This window comes from Coleofasciculus sp. G1-WW12-02, from assembly GCF_040219735.1.
Taxonomy (GTDB): Bacteria; Cyanobacteriota; Cyanobacteriia; order Cyanobacteriales; family Coleofasciculaceae; genus Coleofasciculus.
In genome coordinates, this window is the sequence record NZ_JAVJRX010000013.1 from 1 (window position 1) to 20,225 (window position 20,225).

Below are 20,225 nucleotides of genomic sequence, written 5' to 3' on the forward strand. Positions count from 1 at the left end.
GAGCAGCAAACTGGCTATCGCATCCGCTGGTAGGTCTTTAACACTTGCCGATAACGTAGTGCGCTTAGCACTTAGGCTGGTAAGCACAGCTTTAACTTATTTGGCTAAAGCTCCGTGTATGCGAGACCGGGGTTGCTTACAAGACCTTCCTACAGTAGATGGTGAATAGATCCTATCACGTTCAACTTAGGTAGGAGGCAATTCTTCACCTAAAACGTCTATACATAGTATGGACGAGGTATCCCGCCGCGAAAAATGGATGAAATGCAAACCGAAACGATTTCAGTTATTATTCCTGTTTTAAATGAAGCGAGTACGATTGGTTCGGTTTTAGAGAGGCTTATGGGTACTAATAATGTGGACGTTATTGTGGTAGATGGGGGGAGTCGCGATGAAACAGTCACCGTGGCGCGATCGCGAAATGTCCAGGTTATTTCTACCCCACCCGGTCGCGCCTGTCAAATGAATGCCGGTGCAGCGAGGGCGACGGGTGATATTCTCCTATTTCTCCACGCGGATACCCGTTTACCTGCCAATTTTGATTGTTTAGTTCGCCAAGCGCTGCAAGAACCCCAAACTATTGCGGGGGCGTTTGAATTACGCATTGATTCTCAACAGTTGGGTTTGCGCCTCATTGAACGACTGGTGAATTGGCGATCGCGTTTTTTTTCGATGCCTTATGGCGACCAAGCTATATTCTTAAAAGCGACCATCTTTCATAGCATAGGAGGTTTTCCTAATTTGCCAATTATGGAAGATTTTGAATTCATCCGCCGCTTGAAACATCAGGGACGAATTTCCATTGTTCCAGCATCTATTCTGACATCAGGACGACGGTGGGAACGGTTAGGAATCATCAAAACAACTTTAATTAACCAGCTTATTATTCTAGGGTATTTTTTCGGAGTTTCTCCTGACAAACTGGCGCGATGGTATAGGGGAAAAGGGTAAGGTCTTTGTGCCAATAAGTACCTGGACATAAATTCTGTCCGCTGTAGTCAGAAATGATAACAAGCGTCAAATGTTTACTGCTCCCTAAGCTACACCCTGACCGACCATTGTCAAAGGTTCAGGAACCGTCTGTGTCTCGGTTTCTATTGCTATTTTATAATGAGTAAATACAGGAATTACCAGTCCAGGAGCTTGCCAACCTGTCAAAGTTCCTGTATATACCTCTCCCTCTGGTGATAACAGCACTTCTCCGGCACTATTCAGTGGATTAAGACCATCACTGATCCCTAAATAGAACGTCTCGTTTTCAGCAAAATTGAACCCAACTTCTCCGATTCCTGCTGCTAGTCCTTTGCCCATTGCATCAAATAAAAACATAGACAAAGATGATAAAGATGATACAGATAATAAGGGATTTTGAACAACACGAAATTTAAAAAATGCTTGACGTTCAGATTCAAGTTGGTAGAGATCGATATCTGCCAGACTAAACAAACTGCCCTCAATTGTGTCAATCGTTGGCACTGCGATTGGACCTTGAGCGGATGAAATCAGTTGTCCTGTATCAACATCTTCAATAAAGGTTGATTCTGAGGCGGTGTTGTCTAATCCTCTGGGGAGAGTCTTCCCGCCCATCAACGTCGTTAATAATGATTTAAAATTTATCATCGGCTTTCTCCTAAAAAACGTTGAGACGAATCAAGTCAACTCAATTCGTCTGTTTGCCTAACCTTAAAATTATTTTCTTATCCTTTCAATTGATTTTATTGATTCTTAATTAAATTTAATTTAACTTGTTATTTCATTCAATAATGTTTACATTAAGTCAAGTTCTATCACCTATAATTTTACATTTAGAGACTGTAACTAACCTTATTCACCTGATACCAAGTTGCAGTTTAAAGTAGAATCTGTCATGCTGAGCAAAACGCATTGAAACCCTTAAACTCGTTCGAGGGCAGGCTCCGTGACGCGAAGCATCTGTCCAGATTATTCGCTTCGCTCTTCCTAGCTAGACATGATAGAACGCAACTTGGTATGAGATACAGTTAGACGTTTGTTTTCTGCTTTCTTCTTGTGTAAATCAGTCCCAATCCTAAAGCTACTCCTTGACCGACAATTGTAAAAGGTTCAGGAACAGTCTGTGTCTCAACCTCGATGGCTATTTCATAAGGGTTATCATTACTCTATCCTAGAGGAACGACATACACCCAATCTTGATAATTTGGATCGCGATTTTCCGTAATTGCCGTAATTTTGTCTCTCAGTTTCTCTGTGATGGGTCGGGTTTTAGGCAACTCATAATTCTCAATCCGTTTAATTGGAGTAATTTTAGCCGCCGTTCCACTTAAAAATGCTTCATCGGCAATAAATAACTCCGATTTATCCACAGGGCGTTCGATTGTGGGGATACCTAAATCCTTTGCCAGCGTCAGGATACTATCTCTGGTGATTCCTTCTAAAATATCTTGGTCATATCCCGGCGTAATCAGTTGTCCATTCCGCACCATAAAGATATTCATCCCCGATGCTTCACAAATTTTACCCTGAGAATTCATTAATAATGCTTCATCAAACCCGGATTCTACCGCTTCTGTTTTTGCCAGAGATGATGTGATGTAGGCTCCGCTAATTTTCCCTCTCAGGGGCAAACTGTGATCGGCTTGACGATACCAGGAACTAATCCGACAGCTTACCCCTTCTGGGGATAAATAATCACCAAGTTCTAATCCATAGACGAAAAAGTCTTTCTCGATCTTATGCAGTCTGGGGGCAATTCCCAAATCGGATGTATAAATAAAGGGTCGGATATAAAACGAGGTTTTAACTTGGTTTTTCTTGACGAATTCTACAATTATAGTTTTGATTTTATCAGCGGGTAAGTCGTAATGTAAATATTTTGCACTGTCACTTAATCGTTTACAATGGCGGTCTAAGCGAAACAGGAGAATTTGTTCGGGGTTTTGCGGATCAGGAATCCCGCGCAATCCGCCAAACGCGCCTGTGCCATAATGCAGCGCATGGGTAGCAATGGAAATCTTGGCATCATCGAAGGGAAGAAATTGATTTTTAAAGTAAGCGATTGGCAGAAATTTATGCATTTTTAAACTAGACAGTCAGGGCTACTGGAAGGTATGGTGATCGATTGTACTACAGCTCAGTGATTTTGCCAGGGACTAGAACATCGATTTAGAAGTCGGACAAATGAGGGAAAGGGAAGGTGGGTAGAGTTATTAATTCCCTGGGGTGTTCAACCACCCCGCTAAATTCTGTTTTTGAGTCGCTGAGGGATTTTCAATCTGTACAACTTGGTAACGGGTGGGTTGGGATTCGCCTAAGGTAACGGGTAAGGTACAAAGTTCGTCTTGGTGGAACACGGTTACCTGAATCGTGTCACCGGGATGATAATCTTTTAGGCGATCGCATAATTGATCTGCACTGACTCGCCAACCGTCTATTGCTAGTAACTGATCCCCAGCATCTACTCCGGCTATTCCCGCAGGAGAGGTGGCGTTGACAAATTTGACCACCTCTTGCCCATTTTCGCTCTTGACAATTAACCCCAAATAGGGTATTGATTCCTCGTCTTCCACCACCTTGATTTTTAAGCCAAAGGGTTTGAGATATTCATCAAAGGGCAATTCTTCTGTCCCTTCAATGTAGCGATGGAAGAAATCACCCAAATCGGTATCAGCGACAGACTCCAACACCTCTCGCAGTTGTTGGGGAGTAAAGCCAACTTCCTTGACGCCAAACTCTTGCCACATCCGCCGCATCACATCATCCAGGGAGCGCTGATTGCCATGACGCGATCGCACCAGCAAATCCAGTAAGAAGGATACCATTTCTCCTTTGAGATAATAGGAAATCTGACTATTATCACTATTGGCATCCCGGCGATATAACTTAATCCAAGCATCAAAACTGGACTCACTCAGGGGTTGCACCAAACGTCCTGGGAGCAGTTGCATCCGGGTAATTTCTTTACTCAACCCCTCTAAAAAAGTCTTGCTATCGTAAATCTTTGCCCGTAAGGGGAGGACTAAATCATAATAACTGGTTGTCCCTTCACAAAACCACAGGGATGTGGTATAGCTTTCTTGTTCATAGTTAAACCGTTCCAAGACTTTGGGTCGAATCCGCTTAACATTCCACAGGTGAAAGAACTCATGGGCGACTAATTGCATGAAACGATTGTATTTATCTTTCGCCCGGAAACTGAAACGGGGATAATTTAAGGAACAAGAGGTTTTATGTTCTAAACCACCAAAGCCTGTGGACGATAAATGCAGTAAAAACAAATATCGTTCGTAGGGTAATCCCCCATATAACTCGGCTTCTGTCTCGATAATTTTTGTCGTATCCGCAATAATCCGTTGGGGATCAGCATTTCCCTGTCCCCAAATTGCCAGTTGATGGGGTTTACCTAGAACTTCAAAATCGTAAACCTGCTGTGTGCCTATTTCAAAGGGACTATCGACTAAGGTGTCAAAATCACTTGCCTCAAAGGTATTCTCAGCACCATCGACGGCGGGTAAGGGTGTTGTCGTCTGCCAATCCGATTTAGGGGGTACAATCGTCACCTGAATCGGCTGTTGCTCAAAACCAGGGACAAACAGGAATAATGCCGCCCCATTAAAATAGCCGTGGGTTGCATCTAGGTGATTGGTGCGTACTGATAATTCATTGGCAAAGACGCGGTAGCGGACAACGATGTTTGAAGCGTCTGTAGTTTGAATCTGCCAGTGATTTTTACTCTGTTTATCCCAGGGTAAGGGTTGGTTCTCTTGGACAGATTCAACCTTGAAATCCTGTAGGTGTTTGGCATATTCCCGCACTAGATAAGACCCTGGAGTCCAAACGGGCATTTTTAAATCTAGCACTGATTCAGACCAACCATTCACCTGTAGCGTCACCTCAAACAGATGAGATTGAGGTTGAGGCATCGCGACGTGATAATGAAAGGTGGGTTTAGTCATTCGTCCTTTGTCATTCGTCATTTGTCATTCATCATTTGTCAGAGAACGGGGAACCGGGAACGGGGAAAAAGTTTTGACCCTTCACTTGGGAAAGAGGGAACCTAGCGGTAGAGGTATGTAGGGGTGGGTTTCACTTATCCTTTTTTACCTCATCCAGAGGTGGCTAAACCCGCCCCCATCTTCCCCATCTCCCCTATAGTTATCCTAAAGCCGTCCAGCTAGATGGGTTAGTTGTTTGAGATTAATCAGACAAAGTTTTTGGTCTTGGGATTCAACGTTAATCCAGCCTTTACTGTCTAGCTTTTTCATGATTTTGGCTGTATCTTCAACACTGATATCTGTAACATCAGCCAAGTCTTTATAGGGAATGTTATAGATTTCGGTTCCCTTTTCCCCCACTTGACCATAATTCTCTGCTAAGTTGACTAAAGTATTGGCTAACTTAATCGCCGGCGGTTGATGGCGTCGTTGAAAGCGGACATTAGTCTGACGTAGCCGTCTGACCATCAGTTGTAGCATCCTGTGGTGTAACTGGGGATCTTTGAACAGAGTTTGAATGAAGCGCTGGGCAGAGACGCTGAGTAATTTGACCGATGAAAGGGCGACAACATCTGTAGAACGGGGAGATTCATCCAAGATTGCCATCTCGCCAAAAAAATCTCCCCGACCCAAAATGGCTAAAGTAACGGCGTTGTCCCCATATAGGCGTCGAACTTTGACCCAACCGGACATGATAAAGTAAACAGCATTACCCCAGGCATCTTCCATTAAGACGGCTCGCCCTGTGGGATACTCATGTTCGACTCCAACTGACAAAAGCCATTCTAATGTCTCGGGGTTTGCCGTATTAAATAGGGGGAAAAGCTCACTAAAAGCTTTGGTGTGCATGAAAGGTTTATTAAAGTTGGATCATCTAAGATTCCATTACACCACACCAGAACAACAGTCCCCAACTTCCTTGAGTTAGTGGTCTGTGAGCAGGGGTGTAGGAGTGCAAAGGGGCAGAGGGTGCCGGGGGGTTAACCGTAAGTTAATTGACCAACAGTGTTTTTATTATCGCAGAGAAACGACGCGATCGCCCTTTTCTAAGTTCTCATAAATCCGCAATACTTCCTGTCTTGCCCAGCGATCGGCGGCTAGAATATCTTCTAGTCCAGGATCAGGGCAGTTGTCGTGGGCGTGGCGATCGCAGGTTTGCTCAATACACCGGGCAATGTCTAAATATTGGATTTTCTCCTCTAAAAACAGTGCCACGGCTTGCTCATTAGCGGCGTTTAATACAGCCGGCATTGAACCTCCAGCCCGCCCTGCGGCGTAGGCTAATTGCATACAGGGATATTTATCATGGTCGGGTTCTTTAAATGTCAATGTCCCCGCCTTGACTAAATCCAAGGGTTCCCAGTCTGTATAGATGCGATGGGGCCAGGATAAGGCATAGAGTAGGGGTAAGCGCATATCGGGCCACCCTAACTGGGCTAAGACGGAGGTATCTTGTAATTCGATTAAGGAGTGAATAATGCTCTGGGGATGGATGACAATATCGATATCGTCATAATCCATACCGAAGAGGAAGTGTGCCTCAATTACCTCTAGCCCCTTATTCATCAAGGTAGCGGAATCGACGGTAATTTTGCGCCCCATCGACCAGTTGGGATGCTTAATCGCATCGGCGACGGTTACCTCCCCTAACCTGTCCACCGACCAATCCCGGAAAGCGCCCCCAGATGCGGTGAGGATAATGCGCCGTAATCCTCCCTCTGGGACTCCCTGAAGGCATTGGAAGATGGCAGAATGTTCCGAGTCAGCCGGAAGCAGTTTAACGCCATGTTTTTCAATCAGGGGATTGACAACCGGTCCACCTGCGATTAGGGTTTCCTTGTTGGCTAAGGCAATATCTTTTCCCGCTTCAATGGCGGCAATGGTGGGTAGCAATCCCGCACAACCGACAATCCCAGTGACTACCGCTTCAGCATCACCATAACGGGCAACTTCTACCACACCCGCTTCTCCCGCCACCAGAATCGGTTGGGGATCAAGATCTGCGATCGCGGCTTTTAGGTCAGGTAATTTTTCAGCATCACAAATTGCTACGATTTCCGGTCGAAACTGCCGAATCTGGGCAGCTAATAGTTCCACATTGCGCCGGGAAGCCAATCCCACCAACCGAAATTGGTCTGGATGGTGAGTCAGAATCTCTAGGGTTTGGGTGCCAATCGATCCAGTGGAGCCGAGGAGAGTAATTGATTTCACAACAGTTTCTTAAGAATTCGCCGCTCTTTATTACTATAGGATTATTTTGCACATCGTTCATCAGATTTCAGCCCAGAACTCAAGTTCCGCGTCAAAGCTTAAACCCGTTAAAACGGGTTCACCGGAAACCGTAGGGGCGCATGGCGTGCGCCCGATTCAATGGTAAAATCTATTTCACAATTTTAGGTCAGTCCAGTAGATTGGGTTGACGCTAGGAAACCCAACACCATTATTGATTGGCTGGTTACGGTTTTTAGTCATGCGATCGCGTATGGCGAAGACAACGCAATGACAAGCTCAAGATATTACTCCCCTGTCTCTCTAGCAAACCAGCGCCGGATTAACTCCACGGCGATGGACAAGAATATGGTCTAATCTGGGTTTGTTGACACTCCCCGGTCTAAAGACGCGGGGATTCTTGGTTCTCCGATCCGCCGTTAGACGACAGGATTGCTCCAATCGCCCAAGAGGGCAGGTCTCCCCAAGCGTAGTTTCCGGCATGCCCTGCCGTACTCAATCCTTTTTGAAGGATGTTTAGACTGGCTGCGATATCCCTGTCTTCAATGTATCCACAGTTTCCACAAACATGGGTTCGTTGAGATAGAGATTTTTTGACTCGATAGTGACACTTTGGACAATCTTGAGAGGTGTAGTGCGGAGGAACTGCCACCGTCACCTTTGCGTATTTATGTCCGAAGTATTCTAGCCATTGCCGAAACGTAGACCAGCCAGCGTCAGAAATAGACTTAGACAAGTGACGATTTCTTACCAACCCTTTGACATTCAAGTCTTCGTATGCTACCAAATCGTTAGATTGGATAACGGAATATGCAACTCGCTTGCAGTATTCTTTTCGCTGCCTACTTACTCTTAAATGCTTCCGGGCATATCGTTTTCTTTCCTTATGATAATTTTTAGATTGTGGTTTTACTCCTTTTCGGTACTTCTTAGACTTCTTGCGATTAGCTCGATTGAGTTGCCTTTCCGATTTGCGGTAAAACTTTGGAGACTCCTCAGTGTTGCCATTAGAATCAGCTAGAAAGTATTTAATCCCTAGGTCTAACCCAATGGTTTTCCCAGTAGGCTTAGTTTCAACCCGCACATCAGCCTTAACCGCAAATTGTGCATAATAGCCATCGGCACGTCTAACCAACCTTACTCGCTTGATTTGGTCAATAGAGTAGAAGTTTAGGTCATAAGTGCCTTTCAGTTTTAGTCGCCCTATTACTTTTTTGCCGGTGAAAGTTATGGCTTTCCGATTCTCCGATAGCTTCCATCCTGATGTTTTGTACTCAACCGAACGGCTGTTTTTCTTGAACTTGGGAAAACCCTTTTTACCTTTAACCTTTTTTCGACAATTTTCGTAGAAGCGACTAATAGCACTCCAAGCACGATCAGCCGACGCTTGACGCGCTTGAGAATTGAGTTCCGCCGCAAAGCCAAACTCTTTCGCCAACACACGGCAATATTTGCTGAGGTCATACTTATCGATACCTTTGTTATCCATCCAGTACCGCAAGCATTTATTTCGGACAAACTGCGCTGTCCGAATTGCCTCATCAATAGCTGCGTATTGAGCAGGTTTAGCTTTGATTTTGAACTCAAAGACTATCATGGCCATCTTCTTGATTACGCTACTTATTATAGCGTAAATTCGATAATTGTACTAGACTCGCAACTAAAGTTGCGAAGAGCTAAACGCCTTGCTCGGTTTCATCCCTCGGATAAATCACGAGGGAGCCTGCACCATCGCTTATCATGTAATTTGTGAAAGAAATATGTTGAGGAGAGAAACTTGGAGCGGACATTTCTAATGATTAAGCCAGATGGCGTCCAGCGTAATCTGGTGGGTGAAATTATCCAACGGTTTGAGACTAAAGGCTTTACCCTGGTGGGACTTAAGCTGATGAGTGTTAGCCGCGAATTGGCAGAACAACATTATGCGGTTCACAAAGACAAGGGTTTTTTTGCTGGACTGATTGAATTCATTACCTCTGGTCCTGTTGTGGCAATGGTTTGGGAAGGCAATGGTATTATTGCCTCTGCCCGGAAAATCATTGGTGCAACCAATCCCCTCAACGCTGAACCTGGAACGATTCGTGGCGATTTTGGCGTCACCGTTGGTCGCAACCTGATCCACGGTTCGGATGCGTTAGAAACCGCCCAACAGGAAATTAAGCTCTGGTTTAAGGATGAGGAACTGGTAAGCTGGCAACCAACCATCAACCCTTGGATCTACGAATAAGGATGCTAGATAACTGTAGGGGTTTGGTAACCAAACCCCTACGGCGTGGTGAGGATGTCAAACACGAATACCCAAAGCGTTAATAGAACAAACACCCCAGACGCGGCTGGTAGTCTGGGGATTTTCATGATTGACTCAAGCAACTAAAGCTGGACGCTGATGAATCCCAGGATTTGTCGCTTCTAACCGGGTAGCTAACGCAATCAGCGTGGCTTCGGCTGCGGGGCGTCCCACAAGCTGAACCCCCACAGGCAAACCCTTTGAGTCAAATCCGGTGGGAATTGCGATCGCGGGTAGTCCACTTGCATTAAACGGAGGACAGGGCGCAATCCAACGAATAATATTTTGCAACGTTTCCTCTGGACTTAAATCCGCCCACTCACCCACACGAATCGTTGGCTGCATATAAACCGGAAGCACTAGCACCTGAAACTTCTCAAAAAAACCGACAATCTGTCGCGATATAATCTGCATTTGGGCAACGGCTTGCAAATACTCCCCAGCCGAACCGGATTGGGCAGCAATCCACTGGTTCATCGGACTCAACGCCGCCACGGGAATTCCTGTAGCCGTTACCCCCGCTTGCCACACCTTTTGAAAAGGTTCCACTAAACCACTAAAATCGGGACAACCCGGTTCTACCTCATGTCCCATATCTTCCAATCGCCGCACCGTTTCATGCACCGCCTGCTGACAAACCTCTGCGGCATCCCCTAGAGGGGGTATCGCTGTAGAAAAGGCAATTCTCAACTGACCTAGGGGTTGACGAGTGGCTTCCAGAAACGATACCTCCGGATCAGGTAACCAATAGGGATCACCCGGAATATAGCCCGACATCACATCCAGCAACGCCGCCGCATCTGCAACCGTGCGGGCTAAAGCACCATTACTGGCAATTCCACTTTGGCGATCGCCTACAGGGGCAAAGGATACTCGACCCCGTGAGGGTTTAATCCCCACCACGCCGCAGCAGGAGGCAGGTCCGCGAACTGAACCGCCCCCATCAGAACCCTGAGCGATCGCGCATAATCCGGCGGCGACAGCAGCGGCTGCACCCCCACTTGATCCGCCTGGAGTGTACTCTAAATTCCAGGGATTACGGGCTGGGGGAAATCCTGGGGGTTCGGTATAGGGAAGAGAACCGACTTCTGAGGTGGCGGTTTTGCCTAAAATAATGAATCCGGCTTGTTTAATCCGGGTGACGACTCCATCATCATAAGGTGCTATTTTATCTTTGAGAATTGGTGTGCCGTAGCTACAGGGCAACCCCTGCACAGAAGTGAGGTCTTTGATAGAAATGGGTACGCCAAAAAAGGGGGGCAGTTCAGCGTTATCTCTTATCTGTGTCAACTGTTCAGTTTTGGCTTTGGCATCTGCTAGCGCCATCTCAGTGGCGACACTAAAATAACTGCCCAGTTGAGGATTAAACTTTTGAATGCGTGCTAAATAAAGTTCGACTAATTCTAAGGGGGATAGTTGACCTTGGCGAATTAATTGCGCTTGTTCTAAGGCGGATGTGAATGCTAAATCTTTGTTTGTCATTTTTCAGGGAACTCTTAACAGGGAACAGGGAACAGGGGATAGAGAATTCTCATTCATAATTGATAATTCATACGTCCTTTGTCATTCGTCATTTGTCAAATAATTCAAAACTTAGTCGGGGCGGGTTGAGTTGCATCTGGGTAAGGTCAGAAACGATAGTAGTGAAAAGATCCCCTACACAACATTCACAATTACAATAATAGGCAATTGAGCCAATGACGCAGGGGTTTGGGTTGGTTGGGTTCTTGATAGTTATTGGGTAAGAGTTTGATCAGCGCTTCTTGTAAAGTCTCCATCGCCTTCTGGACTTCTCCAGGTTTTGGTCGGTGGGATTGGGGAAAGTGCAAAGGTTCGCCAAATCGAAGAGTTAATGGCTTGCGAAAATAAAGGTCATGGGTGCCAATCAACGCTACGGGTACAATGGGTACGCCAGCCCGTAAAGCGTACATCATACCGCCTCGCGCTAAGGGTAATTGCAATTCACCTTCAACCTCACCCAGTCTCCCCTCTGGAAAGATTAAAATGCCATCCCCACGGGCAAAAATTGCCTGAACCGCCCGTTCTACCTGTCGCATTGTACCCAGTCCGGAGTTACTTGGCACATCCTCTTCAATCGCGGTGGCTAAGTCGGCTAAATCTTCACGCCCTGATTGGGCGGCTTCGATGACTGCTTTTTCTTCTTTCCAGCGCCGTTCTAGGGGAATTACACCCCCAGCCCAACCCAAAATCCGGCGTTTCCACCAATTGTTATAGAGAGTACGAGCATCAGCCGGAGTATAGTAGTAGGGACGTCCTGGAACTTCGGCAAGAATCAGTAATGGATCAATGTGATTGAGATGGTTCGCGGCGAGTAGTGCGGGTTGAGTGGGGATATGTTCCGGATTTTCTATTCCCACGGGGAACAGAAGATGAATGAACGATCGCAGGATGAAACGCCTTACCCTTGGGCTGACTCGCTGATCACAATCCCCTTTTGCGATCGCCTCAAGATTATTCCTCGCATTTTCGACAGCATAACGCACTCTGCGATCGCGGGCAGCACTCAATCCTTCCTTCACCCGTTGAATCATTGCAGGTGTCAGGGGTGGCGGTTGGGTTTGTTGGGTTTGCTGATTCTCTACAGGGGGACTCATAAGCAATTCGGGAAACAGGGGAAACCAAGGTAGCCAAGAGAGACTTCATCATTCATCTTTGATAACGTCTTTCCGGGATAGGAGATGCAATAGCCCAGTTTTTCCTTTGTCACCCTCTTCACTCCGTTGCTTCAGTTACACAATCCTGAACGGCTTGGATTCGCAGCGGTTCAAGTCACAACAGTAGCATAGACAGTTAAAAAACTGGCATACTATTACATACCCGTTTTTTAGCTCGTTATAGGAGGTTCAGCTCCTACACCATCCTCAATCAGCCCATCTAATGTAGTGGCGTGACACATCTAATTGGATGGATTAGAACTGTAGAGTAGCACCGACGTGCGCCCGATGTAACCGTAAAATCGATTCCACCATTTTAGCTGTGTCCATCCAGTCGGATGGGTTAGACAACAGCTACAAAAGAAGCCAAACATTGAGCAATGGTACATTAGACCAAAAAAATTAACGTTTTTTCCCATGAAATCTATGAGCAAATACAGTCGATTTCTTGTTTCTCTTTTCGCCTTAATCATCGGGTTTTGGTGTCTTAACCTTCCCAACCCTTCCAGCCTAGCTACGGCTGCGCCCCTACCCCAATTCCTTACCACTACTCAAGTAAGCCTAGCATCAGTCGATTCATCCCTGTTGGAAACATTACTCAAACGCTCTTATGTGAGAGCCATTGAAGATGCCCAAGTCGCGGATGAGTCAGAAATCTACACAACTCTCCAAGCTATTTCCGCCAACAATCCCAATTTAAAATGGAGAGATTACCAGGGGCAAAAACAAGTATTAATGGTTACCTGGACATCCTGGAATGGCTATGATACTCAAATTGGCTTACCGATGGAATTAAGCCGAGAAACTTGGGTAACGTCGGTTCCTGAACTGCAAACCTTTGCCCGAACCTTAAACCTTGACTCAGAAAGCCTCGCCTTACGCCTAGAACAATACCTCGGTTTACCACCTCACAATGGCAAAACCAAATTTGTGGAAATGTGGGTGAATGTCTCTGATCTATTTCGTCCTTGTCCCGATGCAGAAACCAACGATACTCGCTGTGAGGTGAAATTCCCTGAGACTGTTGATCTGCAACATCAGGATTGGATCAATAATTTACAGTTAGCCTCTTATGAGACTAATGGTTATCCTTGGACACGATTAGGTTATAGCTATGACTGGGGAAGTCTTGAGGGTGAAATTGGTGCCAGTGAATTTGTCGTCAGAAAAGGCGCAAACATTACTATTGAATCTGTGAAAAACACTGTAGACTACTGCAAAGCTTAGGGATACCTGGAAGTAACCTAAATTACCAGGGGAGCTTCTCAGTTGCCAAAAGAAGCTCCCCAAGCTTTTATTTGCATTAATTCTCTGGAGAATCCTCATCTGTAGGAGGTTTAATGTCAACATCAGGCGCTGTAATCGTCTTTTCTTCTTGGGTAACTTCAACTTCAGGAACAGTAATGGTTTTTTCCTGAGTTCCTACATCAACTTCCGGACCCTCAACTTCATATTCGGGCACCTTCCCCGGATCTACGTTAACATCAACCTCCGGGGCTTCCCCTGCTTGCTCTTTTTCCACGCGACAACCTGTTGAAACAACAAGCAGTAAAGCCAGAGGAAGTAATAGAAGGGGTCGTTTTAGAAAAAACATAATTTTTGAATAGAATGCGTTATCTCATGGCTAGGGTATTTACCTAACGTAATAACGCTTAGAACAGAGACTCCATAATTATATCCCATAGGGTCAACTTAAGCTTATATCTTTAGGATGAAATAATTTGAAGGAACCCCTTTTTTGCCCTGGCGACTATAAGTCGCAGCTACACAAACAAAGTCCGCCTGCGCGGACTAGCTTATAAAGGGGGTGGCTAACCCGGATTTGGTATGACACCATAGCTGCTAATATTATTAATTTTGTCATCTCGGCTCATTTCTTCGAGTTCTTCAACGATGGCTAATGCTCCTTTAGTATCACCTTTTAAGAGTAGTCTTTTAAGTTCAAGTAATTCTTCCATAATAAAGTTTAGCTAGCTTAGGGACTATTATTTATTTGTTTCAAGTTTATCAAGACATTTGGCTGCGGCAATGCTCTAAACTTCTACGGACTTTAACCGTTTCTGGATGTTCGGTTCTTAGACGTTTTTCAAGAATATTCAAGGCTTGTAAATATAACTGCTCAGATTCTGTCTGGGAATAATATCCCAAAATGTGTAAATGAGCTAAACTATTGAGAAGTATTCCAAAATTTTGATGATCTTCTCCCAGAGTTTTTTGCACCAGTTCTAAAGCATCTTTATAAGTTCTCTCTGCTGCTGGCAAATTACCACACTTTAGGTAAAAATATGCAAAACTATCCAGTATACACATAGTTAAAGCAAAATTTATATCGGGAGGTAGGCTTTGACTAATTTGTAGAGCTTCCTCTAACTTCAGTTGAGCCTGATCCTGATCCCAATTATCTTGTTCACAGTAAACTTTTCCCTGCGTATTTAAGTTTGTAGCCTTACGTTCAAGAAGTTTATTGTAAGAAGTTGGATCAACTATTGAAGGTACAGTTGAACAGGATTGTAAAAGTTTATTTAAATTTACTATAACCTGATTTAACTCTTCTAATGCTTGCTCTGAAACAGATAAAGCTTGAGAGTATCTCTTTTGTTCACAGTAAATTCTCCCCAGAGTAGTGCGAATAGCTGTAGTGGGAATAGCTGCACGATAATCAATTGAAATATTATCCTTTCTTAGTCTTTCTGTCTTTTCTAAAGCTTTCATACATAAATTTTCTGCTTGAGTATAATTACTTTCATGAATATAGACAATAGCTTGATTGTTCAGCATGGTTATAGCTGGAACATTACGAGTTTCAGCGATAGAAAAGAATTCATCAAACCAATGTTTTGCCTGATCATAAAATCCTTGACTTTGGTAGAAGCTAACCAAACATAGAAAAGGTTGTGGCAAATCCTGATCGATTATAAACTCTTTTATAACTGTAGCTACTTCTTCCATGTGGGGAATAACGATAGAAAATTCTTTAATCAACTCCAAAGTAGAGTTTTGTGGTATTTCTGTTGCTACTTTTGCCATTGCTCTACACATTCCTTGTTTTATCTCATCCGCCGACTCGATTCCTTCCAGCTTATCCTTGAAATAATCCCGAATTAACGGATGTAAACTGTAGGTTGTATGTTCTCTATTAAGCAAACTTAGCTTGATTAAATTCCTTCTCGGTTTTTCCAAGTCTTCCAAATCAAACTCATTACCTTGCCAAAACTTGTAAACTCCTTCAACCAATTCCCACGGAATCGGCGCTAAAGCAAACAACGAAAGCAGACATCCCAACTGTTGAGAATTTTTATCCAAGCGTTCCCAACTTAATTCAAAAGCAGCAGCGACACCGAGTTTTGCTGTCATCATCGGATCAGCTTCCATTAAAACGGGATCTCGATGTCCTTTCCGTTGCAACCGTTCCATCATTTGGGCAATCGAGATCGGCTCATCTGCCAAATATCGCCCCACTAACTCTAACCCCAAAGGCAAATAACCCAGATCTTTACATAGTTCAGCCGCAGCGTCTAATTCTTGTTCAACTCGTTCATTCCCTAATAAAAATTTCAATAAGTCCAACGCCTGATCAGGTTTAAGGACTTCTAAGTCTAGGCGTACAATTGGCTTGCCCAATTGTTCTCGCGTAGTAATCAGTACTTTAAATCGATGTGATTCGGGTAAAGGATGTACCTGTTGCTTATAGTTAGTAACATTATCTACTATCAGTAAAACTTCACCTTCAGCCCAATGTTGCCAACAATAGCGCACTCGTTCCAGTGGAGACAAGTTATCTAAGTTGATATTGGGGAAAAAATGCGGATGGGCAAATTCCACTAACTTTGAGGCAAAATCATTCGCTGGTAACCAACAAACTCCTCCCTGATAAGTGCTTAAATGTTCCCGTGCATATTGAATCGCCAGTTCAGTTTTACCCACTCCTCCCATCCCAACAACCGCCGCCGTGATAGCAACTTGAGAATTTTGTTGCAACAAATGGTGTAGGTGAATCAGTTCGCGATCGCGCCCTTTAAACTGTTGACGCTGAATCCCTTTGCGACTCAGGTTTTCGTAGGCTGTGGGTTGGATAGGGATAGATGTAGCCGATAAAGTATTGATTTGAGACTTAGCTTTTCTTGCATACGCTTGCGATTTTTGTGGTCTCTTTTTGTCCCACTCAATCTCAAACTGCCTCAAGTTTTCTTCTTGATCCTTCTCCCACAAGTTCAGTGTGAAGTGCCAATCCTCTGAACCTTGAGTCGTTGTGCGGTGATCATCCAAAATTCCCAAGAAAACATTCAAAGACTTAATAGCCTCCCTGACTTGGGCTGCGGTTAACTTGCCCGTATACTTATCTTTAGCCGTCAATTCTTCTAGATATCTGCGCTTTGCCCTGACAACTAGCTGCTTCTCATTTTGCCACTTGTACTGAATGTCAATAGCCTTTCCATTGTCATATTTATCATTAGCGTAAGCTAGCAAATCCTCAAATAGCCGCTTTACTCGTTGCTTAACATCATCACCGCAGGTAAGCCGTGCCATCGATTACATGTATCCGTGGGAACTTTATATACATTCTGCTACAGGAATGAGTTGAGCGGCAAGTTTGCCGAAAAGTTTGGGGCGATTCCTAAACTTTGATCTACCCCAAACTGCTTAGATGCTTAGGATAAAGGCATTTTAGCGATTGTTTGGGTACTGTTGCTTTAGTCTACTGCACCAAATTTAGCCTTGCATCATCCTCAACGTAAGGCTAAATCATGAATACCAAAACTTCACAACGAATAAAAAAACAGATTATTCTTACTGGTGAATTTGCTCTCCCTATCTTGGCGGAACTCCTGTATCCCGGATTAGGATTTGCGATCAATGCTATCCTTTTTGCCTGGTACTTTTTGAAAAAAGATAACCCAAAGAATAGCAAATAGACACAAGTTCCCTAAAATACAGGATGTGGGCGATTCATGAATTGCCCCTACTGGCGTGACCCAGCTAAAATTGTGGAATAGGTTGTAGGTTGGGTTGAGGAACGAAACCCAACAAAAGATCTGACTTTTCACGGTATCTGGTGCAATGTGAGTGTGAATTGTGTAGGGGCGGGTTTCACGGCTATCTTTTCGGTTGCACAAGAGATGTAACTAAACCCGCCCCGACTCAGGTTTTTAGACTTCCCGTGAAAAGTCAGAACAAAAGATAGGGCTCGCATCCCTTACTACGAACCCAAGTTAATCTATCAAATTAGGTGTGCCACGCCCCTACTGAACCTTACACAAATCGATGCATAAACTCATAAGTCAAATCGACTCGTCCTTTACGTAACATCGCGGGGTCGAATCGTTCTGTGGTATTACAAGTCATTAATACCACTAATTTTTGCTGCGCTTTAATCCCGGTTTCATCAATCACACTTTGATATAACGTTCCATCCAGCAAACTGAGAATATGCTCCGTTTTATTATTCCATTGCGCCACTTCACTGGCTCTATTTTTGGCTAAGTTATCCGCTTCATTAATAATTAGGGCAACTCGTTCTAAATAACTCGGCGGCACAAAATTTTCTACGGCATCGTGATCGAGAATGAAAATAGTATACCCCAACGGAACCAGAATTTCCTTTGCCACTGCTTGTGTCCATACCGTTTTCCCGGTTCCCGGTTCACCATGCACCACAATCGCTAATTGATTTTGGTCTAGAATTGCCTGCTGAACTGTATCCGTAAAGCGTTGAATATCACTGGGAAAATCTCTAATCTGAAACTGACTGTAAACCTGTCCCACTCGACTTTGATAGCCACTCAGCATCACCGCTACATTATACGTAGCTTTATTCACCAAAGGTCGAATATCATCAGCCATTAAACAGTAGCAGCGCCGTCCTTGACCCTGGTTATTAATTTGTAACCAAATTTCTGGATTAGACCAGTAGCCATAGACTGTGCCGAAAACCTCTAAGCGTTCCCAGTTGACAAACTTTTCTATGGGATAATAAAAGCGGCGATCCATGTAATCTTGAGTAATTAAATCGGGATTGCCCAGAATATTCAAAACTTTAAATAAGGTGACTTCTTGCAGTCGATTCAGGACATACTCAATGGGAATACTCTCGCGGGTGACTGTTTGGGTGACGGGCGTATTGACGAATATCGCTTCTCTCTGAGAATGATTGGGGGCTGGCGGGTCAGGGGTAATGTACTCCCAAAACTCATCCCACTCATAACGCATATTTTCGGAAAATAAGCTCAAAACATTGGCAAAAATATTATAGTGATTTCGCCCTAATGTATCAGCAATATCACTGGTAAAATCCAGGGTTTTTTGCAATAACTCTGAGGTGTCATTTTGAAGTAAATGTAAAATAAAATCCAAATCAAACTGCCGAGATAAAGGACGCCAACCCGCTCCCAATAAACCCTTAGCTTGCCGATCGTTCTGATGAGAATTTTCTTTAGACCAAACCTGTTCTGAATTCATCACTATTTTTTCCTGCTGAGTTTGAGACTCCTGGCGGATTAGAATTGCTGTAGATATTCAGGGGGAACAAAATCTACCAACCACACCCCATTGTCGGAACAGTAGAATGTATGACCCTTCTCGGACATCGCTTTAGCATCGATAACCAAGACTACCGGACGACCATGACGCTGTCCTACTTTTTTTGCGGTTGCGATATCCTGGGATAAGTGGACGTGATGCCGGGACATTTTACATAAGCCTTGACGCTGAATCGATTCAACACTTGGGTGACCTGTCCCGTGATAAAGTACTTCTGGTGGAATGGTTGGTTCTAACTGTAAATCAACTGAGATACTATGCCCTTGATTGGCGCGAATCCGTGTTTGTGTCCCATCAAAGGAAAAGCGTTGTTTATCATTTTGGGCAACGACTTCTTTAAGTTCATTGAGAGTAAGAGGAAAGGAATACTGTTTACAGGCGGATAGCAGTTGATCAACTTTGACCCAACCCCCTGGTTCTAAGGTTAACCCAATCCGTTCGGGTTGATGCCGCAGATGTTTGCTGAGATATTTGCTAATTTTAACCAGGCGGGTAGAGTTCATGGTTGATTGATTCAATAGCTTTTAATTATGGTTTAGCTAACCATAAATAATGGTTGGGTAACCTTGTCTTAAGTCTGAGTCGGATCAATGGGTTTATACTCAGGGGTGAGGATTATGTGAACTTGTATTATATAATACTACAATTGATAAAAATTGTCTACCTGTAAACTATTCTGTCGCGATTGAATCAGTTCTCGCGCCGAGAACCCTACTGGTAACTCGTTGGGCATTGTTTGGGGTTGCATGGCTTTGCCAACAGGATCATACTTTTGAGGATTCCTTGGTGAGAGAGAATTGGGGACGAGGAATGCCTGTTTCTATAGCTGAGGGAGTGTAATTAACGCCACCTGCTAAGGGATGAGTTGCTAGGGATGTAAGATTCATCCTTCGGATATAGATACTCCGCGATCGCACGATAGTCACGATAGCCACGGTAGTGTAGTGTAAAGATGTTTTTTTCCGGGTGAGTTGATACAATTAACCAGGCGTAGGATGATTCTATGGCAAATCCATCAACCTCTAGCTATGGTGTAGTCTTGGTAACGGCAACGTCAAAAGAAGAAGCAGACGCGATCGCTTCATCCTTGGTGGAAGCGCGAATGGCAGCTTGTGTCAGTATTACGCCCGTGCGATCGATTTATACCTGGGATGGAAAGGTGAATCGCGATCAAGAGTGGCAATTGGTGATTAAAACAGATTTATCTCAATTTGACCAGTTAGCTGCCAAAATTCAGGAGTTGCATAGTTACGAGGTTCCCGAAATTATTGCCCTGCCGATTATTGCTGGATCTGAGGCTTATTTACAGTGGATTTCAGAAAATGTATCTGTTCGATGAGAGATACAAGCCTTTTGATTGTTGAAGGTTGTAGGGGCGGGTTTTACAACTATCGTTTCTTTTAGACCCAGATTTGACTAAACCCGCCCCTACCACTGGGCTAGTTTAGGGACTTTCGTTTTGCCATTGATGATAACGTTGAATCAAAACCCGCCCTGACCTAATTTTAAATGTATGTATAGGGATGA

Annotated in this window: 20 protein-coding genes; 5 read left to right on the top strand and 15 right to left on the bottom strand. The window is 44.3% G+C overall.

Translation table 11 applies throughout. The annotated features are described in order from the left end of the window. Positions 1–264 precede the first annotated feature (264 nt). Positions 265–951 (top strand): TIGR04283 family arsenosugar biosynthesis glycosyltransferase, encoded by a 687-nt coding sequence (locus RID09_RS01825; protein ID WP_446334306.1) that lies wholly within the window; start codon positions 265–267, stop codon positions 949–951. An 84-nt stretch (positions 952–1,035) separates the two neighbouring features. Here RID09_RS01825 and RID09_RS01830 read toward each other — a convergent pair whose 3' ends face one another. From RID09_RS01830 to RID09_RS01860, 7 genes are all read right to left on the bottom strand, one after another. Then, the gene (locus tag RID09_RS01830) at positions 1,036–1,620 is read right to left on the bottom strand and encodes a hypothetical protein (RefSeq protein ID WP_446334244.1); all 585 of its coding nucleotides are present in this window, start codon (positions 1,618–1,620) and stop codon (positions 1,036–1,038) included. 380 nt (positions 1,621–2,000) lie between these two features. Further along, positions 2,001–2,117: a PEP-CTERM sorting domain-containing protein gene (locus RID09_RS01835; protein ID WP_446334307.1), complete on the bottom strand. Its 117-nt coding sequence runs from the start codon at positions 2,115–2,117 to the stop codon at positions 2,001–2,003. 21 nt (positions 2,118–2,138) lie between these two features. Next, a complete protein-coding gene (locus RID09_RS01840) occupies positions 2,139–3,053 on the bottom strand; it encodes a branched-chain amino acid transaminase (protein WP_446334245.1) in 915 nt (304 codons plus the stop codon). 132 nt (positions 3,054–3,185) lie between these two features. Next, on the bottom strand, positions 3,186–4,952 hold the full coding sequence (locus RID09_RS01845) for a M61 family metallopeptidase (RefSeq protein WP_446334246.1): 1,767 nt from the start codon (positions 4,950–4,952) through the stop codon (positions 3,186–3,188). 183 nt (positions 4,953–5,135) lie between these two features. Then, a complete protein-coding gene (locus RID09_RS01850) occupies positions 5,136–5,819 on the bottom strand; it encodes a Crp/Fnr family transcriptional regulator (protein ID WP_446334247.1) in 684 nt (227 codons plus the stop codon). 165 nt (positions 5,820–5,984) lie between these two features. Next, a complete protein-coding gene (gene dxr / locus RID09_RS01855) occupies positions 5,985–7,181 on the bottom strand; it encodes a 1-deoxy-D-xylulose-5-phosphate reductoisomerase (protein WP_446334248.1) in 1,197 nt (398 codons plus the stop codon). 400 nt (positions 7,182–7,581) lie between these two features. Beyond that, positions 7,582–8,796, bottom strand: coding sequence for an RNA-guided endonuclease InsQ/TnpB family protein (locus tag RID09_RS01860; RefSeq protein WP_446334249.1), 1,215 nt, complete (start codon positions 8,794–8,796; stop codon positions 7,582–7,584). 180 nt (positions 8,797–8,976) lie between these two features. On the opposite strand from RID09_RS01860, the gene ndk reads away from it, so the two are divergent. Beyond that, positions 8,977–9,426 (top strand): nucleoside-diphosphate kinase, encoded by a 450-nt coding sequence (gene ndk, locus RID09_RS01865; RefSeq protein ID WP_446334250.1) that lies wholly within the window; start codon positions 8,977–8,979, stop codon positions 9,424–9,426. A gap of 135 nt (positions 9,427–9,561) precedes the next feature. On the opposite strand, the gene RID09_RS01870 is transcribed toward ndk, so the two are convergent. Then, on the bottom strand, positions 9,562–10,968 hold the full coding sequence (locus RID09_RS01870) for an amidase (RefSeq protein WP_446334251.1): 1,407 nt from the start codon (positions 10,966–10,968) through the stop codon (positions 9,562–9,564). Between the two features lie 191 nt (positions 10,969–11,159). Continuing rightward, entirely contained in the window at positions 11,160–12,101 is a 942-nt protein-coding gene (locus tag RID09_RS01875) for a lysophospholipid acyltransferase family protein (RefSeq protein WP_446334252.1), read from the bottom strand. 486 nt (positions 12,102–12,587) lie between these two features. On the opposite strand from RID09_RS01875, the gene RID09_RS01880 reads away from it, so the two are divergent. Further along, positions 12,588–13,388, top strand: coding sequence for a hypothetical protein (locus RID09_RS01880; RefSeq protein ID WP_446334253.1), 801 nt, complete (start codon positions 12,588–12,590; stop codon positions 13,386–13,388). Positions 13,389–13,464: 76 nt separating this feature from the next. On the opposite strand, the gene RID09_RS01885 is transcribed toward RID09_RS01880, so the two are convergent. From RID09_RS01885 to RID09_RS01895, 3 genes are all read right to left on the bottom strand, one after another. Continuing rightward, complete coding sequence (locus RID09_RS01885) at positions 13,465–13,755, bottom strand: hypothetical protein (protein WP_446334254.1); 291 nt, start codon at positions 13,753–13,755, stop codon at positions 13,465–13,467. A gap of 217 nt (positions 13,756–13,972) precedes the next feature. Further along, the gene (locus RID09_RS01890; protein WP_446334308.1) at positions 13,973–14,119 is read right to left on the bottom strand and encodes a hypothetical protein; all 147 of its coding nucleotides are present in this window, start codon (positions 14,117–14,119) and stop codon (positions 13,973–13,975) included. A gap of 49 nt (positions 14,120–14,168) precedes the next feature. Beyond that, on the bottom strand, positions 14,169–16,688 hold the full coding sequence (locus RID09_RS01895; RefSeq protein WP_446334255.1) for a tetratricopeptide repeat protein: 2,520 nt from the start codon (positions 16,686–16,688) through the stop codon (positions 14,169–14,171). A 218-nt stretch (positions 16,689–16,906) separates the two neighbouring features. Between RID09_RS01895 and RID09_RS01900 the strand changes: the two genes are divergently transcribed. Continuing rightward, positions 16,907–17,074 (top strand): hypothetical protein, encoded by a 168-nt coding sequence (locus RID09_RS01900; RefSeq protein WP_446334256.1) that lies wholly within the window; start codon positions 16,907–16,909, stop codon positions 17,072–17,074. A gap of 337 nt (positions 17,075–17,411) precedes the next feature. On the opposite strand, the gene RID09_RS01905 is transcribed toward RID09_RS01900, so the two are convergent. The 3 genes from RID09_RS01905 to RID09_RS01915 all read right to left on the bottom strand — a co-directional run bounded on the left by RID09_RS01905 (position 17,412) and on the right by RID09_RS01915 (position 19,633). Next, positions 17,412–18,617: an AAA family ATPase gene (locus RID09_RS01905; protein WP_446334257.1), complete on the bottom strand. Its 1,206-nt coding sequence runs from the start codon at positions 18,615–18,617 to the stop codon at positions 17,412–17,414. Positions 18,618–18,655: 38 nt separating this feature from the next. Continuing rightward, on the bottom strand, positions 18,656–19,201 hold the full coding sequence (locus tag RID09_RS01910; RefSeq protein ID WP_446334258.1) for an RNA 2'-phosphotransferase: 546 nt from the start codon (positions 19,199–19,201) through the stop codon (positions 18,656–18,658). Positions 19,202–19,462: 261 nt separating this feature from the next. Continuing rightward, a complete protein-coding gene (locus tag RID09_RS01915; RefSeq protein WP_446334259.1) occupies positions 19,463–19,633 on the bottom strand; it encodes a hypothetical protein in 171 nt (56 codons plus the stop codon). 68 nt (positions 19,634–19,701) lie between these two features. Between RID09_RS01915 and cutA the strand changes: the two genes are divergently transcribed. Next, positions 19,702–20,037, top strand: a complete 336-nt coding sequence (gene cutA, locus RID09_RS01920; RefSeq protein WP_446334260.1) for a divalent-cation tolerance protein CutA — start codon at positions 19,702–19,704, stop codon at positions 20,035–20,037. The last annotated feature ends 188 nt before the right edge of the window (positions 20,038–20,225 follow it).

What these genes read in the sequence shown, in the direction of transcription:
- RID09_RS01825 (WP_446334306.1), top strand. Translation starts at nt 265, where the DNA reads ATGCAAACCGAAACGATTTCAGTTATTATTCCTGTTTTAAATGAAGCG.
- RID09_RS01830 (WP_446334244.1), bottom strand. Translation starts at nt 1,620, where the DNA reads ATGATAAATTTTAAATCATTATTAACGACGTTGATGGGCGGGAAGACT.
- RID09_RS01840 (WP_446334245.1), bottom strand. Translation starts at nt 3,053, where the DNA reads ATGCATAAATTTCTGCCAATCGCTTACTTTAAAAATCAATTTCTTCCC.
- RID09_RS01845 (WP_446334246.1), bottom strand. Translation starts at nt 4,952, where the DNA reads ATGACGAATGACAAAGGACGAATGACTAAACCCACCTTTCATTATCAC.
- RID09_RS01850 (WP_446334247.1), bottom strand. Translation starts at nt 5,819, where the DNA reads ATGCACACCAAAGCTTTTAGTGAGCTTTTCCCCCTATTTAATACGGCA.
- RID09_RS01860 (WP_446334249.1), bottom strand. Translation starts at nt 8,796, where the DNA reads ATGATAGTCTTTGAGTTCAAAATCAAAGCTAAACCTGCTCAATACGCA.
- RID09_RS01870 (WP_446334251.1), bottom strand. Translation starts at nt 10,968, where the DNA reads ATGACAAACAAAGATTTAGCATTCACATCCGCCTTAGAACAAGCGCAA.
- RID09_RS01875 (WP_446334252.1), bottom strand. Translation starts at nt 12,101, where the DNA reads ATGAGTCCCCCTGTAGAGAATCAGCAAACCCAACAAACCCAACCGCCA.
- RID09_RS01880 (WP_446334253.1), top strand. Translation starts at nt 12,588, where the DNA reads ATGAGCAAATACAGTCGATTTCTTGTTTCTCTTTTCGCCTTAATCATC.
- RID09_RS01885 (WP_446334254.1), bottom strand. Translation starts at nt 13,755, where the DNA reads ATGTTTTTTCTAAAACGACCCCTTCTATTACTTCCTCTGGCTTTACTG.
- RID09_RS01890 (WP_446334308.1), bottom strand. Translation starts at nt 14,119, where the DNA reads ATGGAAGAATTACTTGAACTTAAAAGACTACTCTTAAAAGGTGATACT.
- RID09_RS01895 (WP_446334255.1), bottom strand. Translation starts at nt 16,688, where the DNA reads ATGGCACGGCTTACCTGCGGTGATGATGTTAAGCAACGAGTAAAGCGG.
- RID09_RS01900 (WP_446334256.1), top strand. Translation starts at nt 16,907, where the DNA reads ATGAATACCAAAACTTCACAACGAATAAAAAAACAGATTATTCTTACT.
- RID09_RS01905 (WP_446334257.1), bottom strand. Translation starts at nt 18,617, where the DNA reads ATGAATTCAGAACAGGTTTGGTCTAAAGAAAATTCTCATCAGAACGAT.
- RID09_RS01910 (WP_446334258.1), bottom strand. Translation starts at nt 19,201, where the DNA reads ATGAACTCTACCCGCCTGGTTAAAATTAGCAAATATCTCAGCAAACAT.
- cutA (WP_446334260.1), top strand. Translation starts at nt 19,702, where the DNA reads ATGGCAAATCCATCAACCTCTAGCTATGGTGTAGTCTTGGTAACGGCA.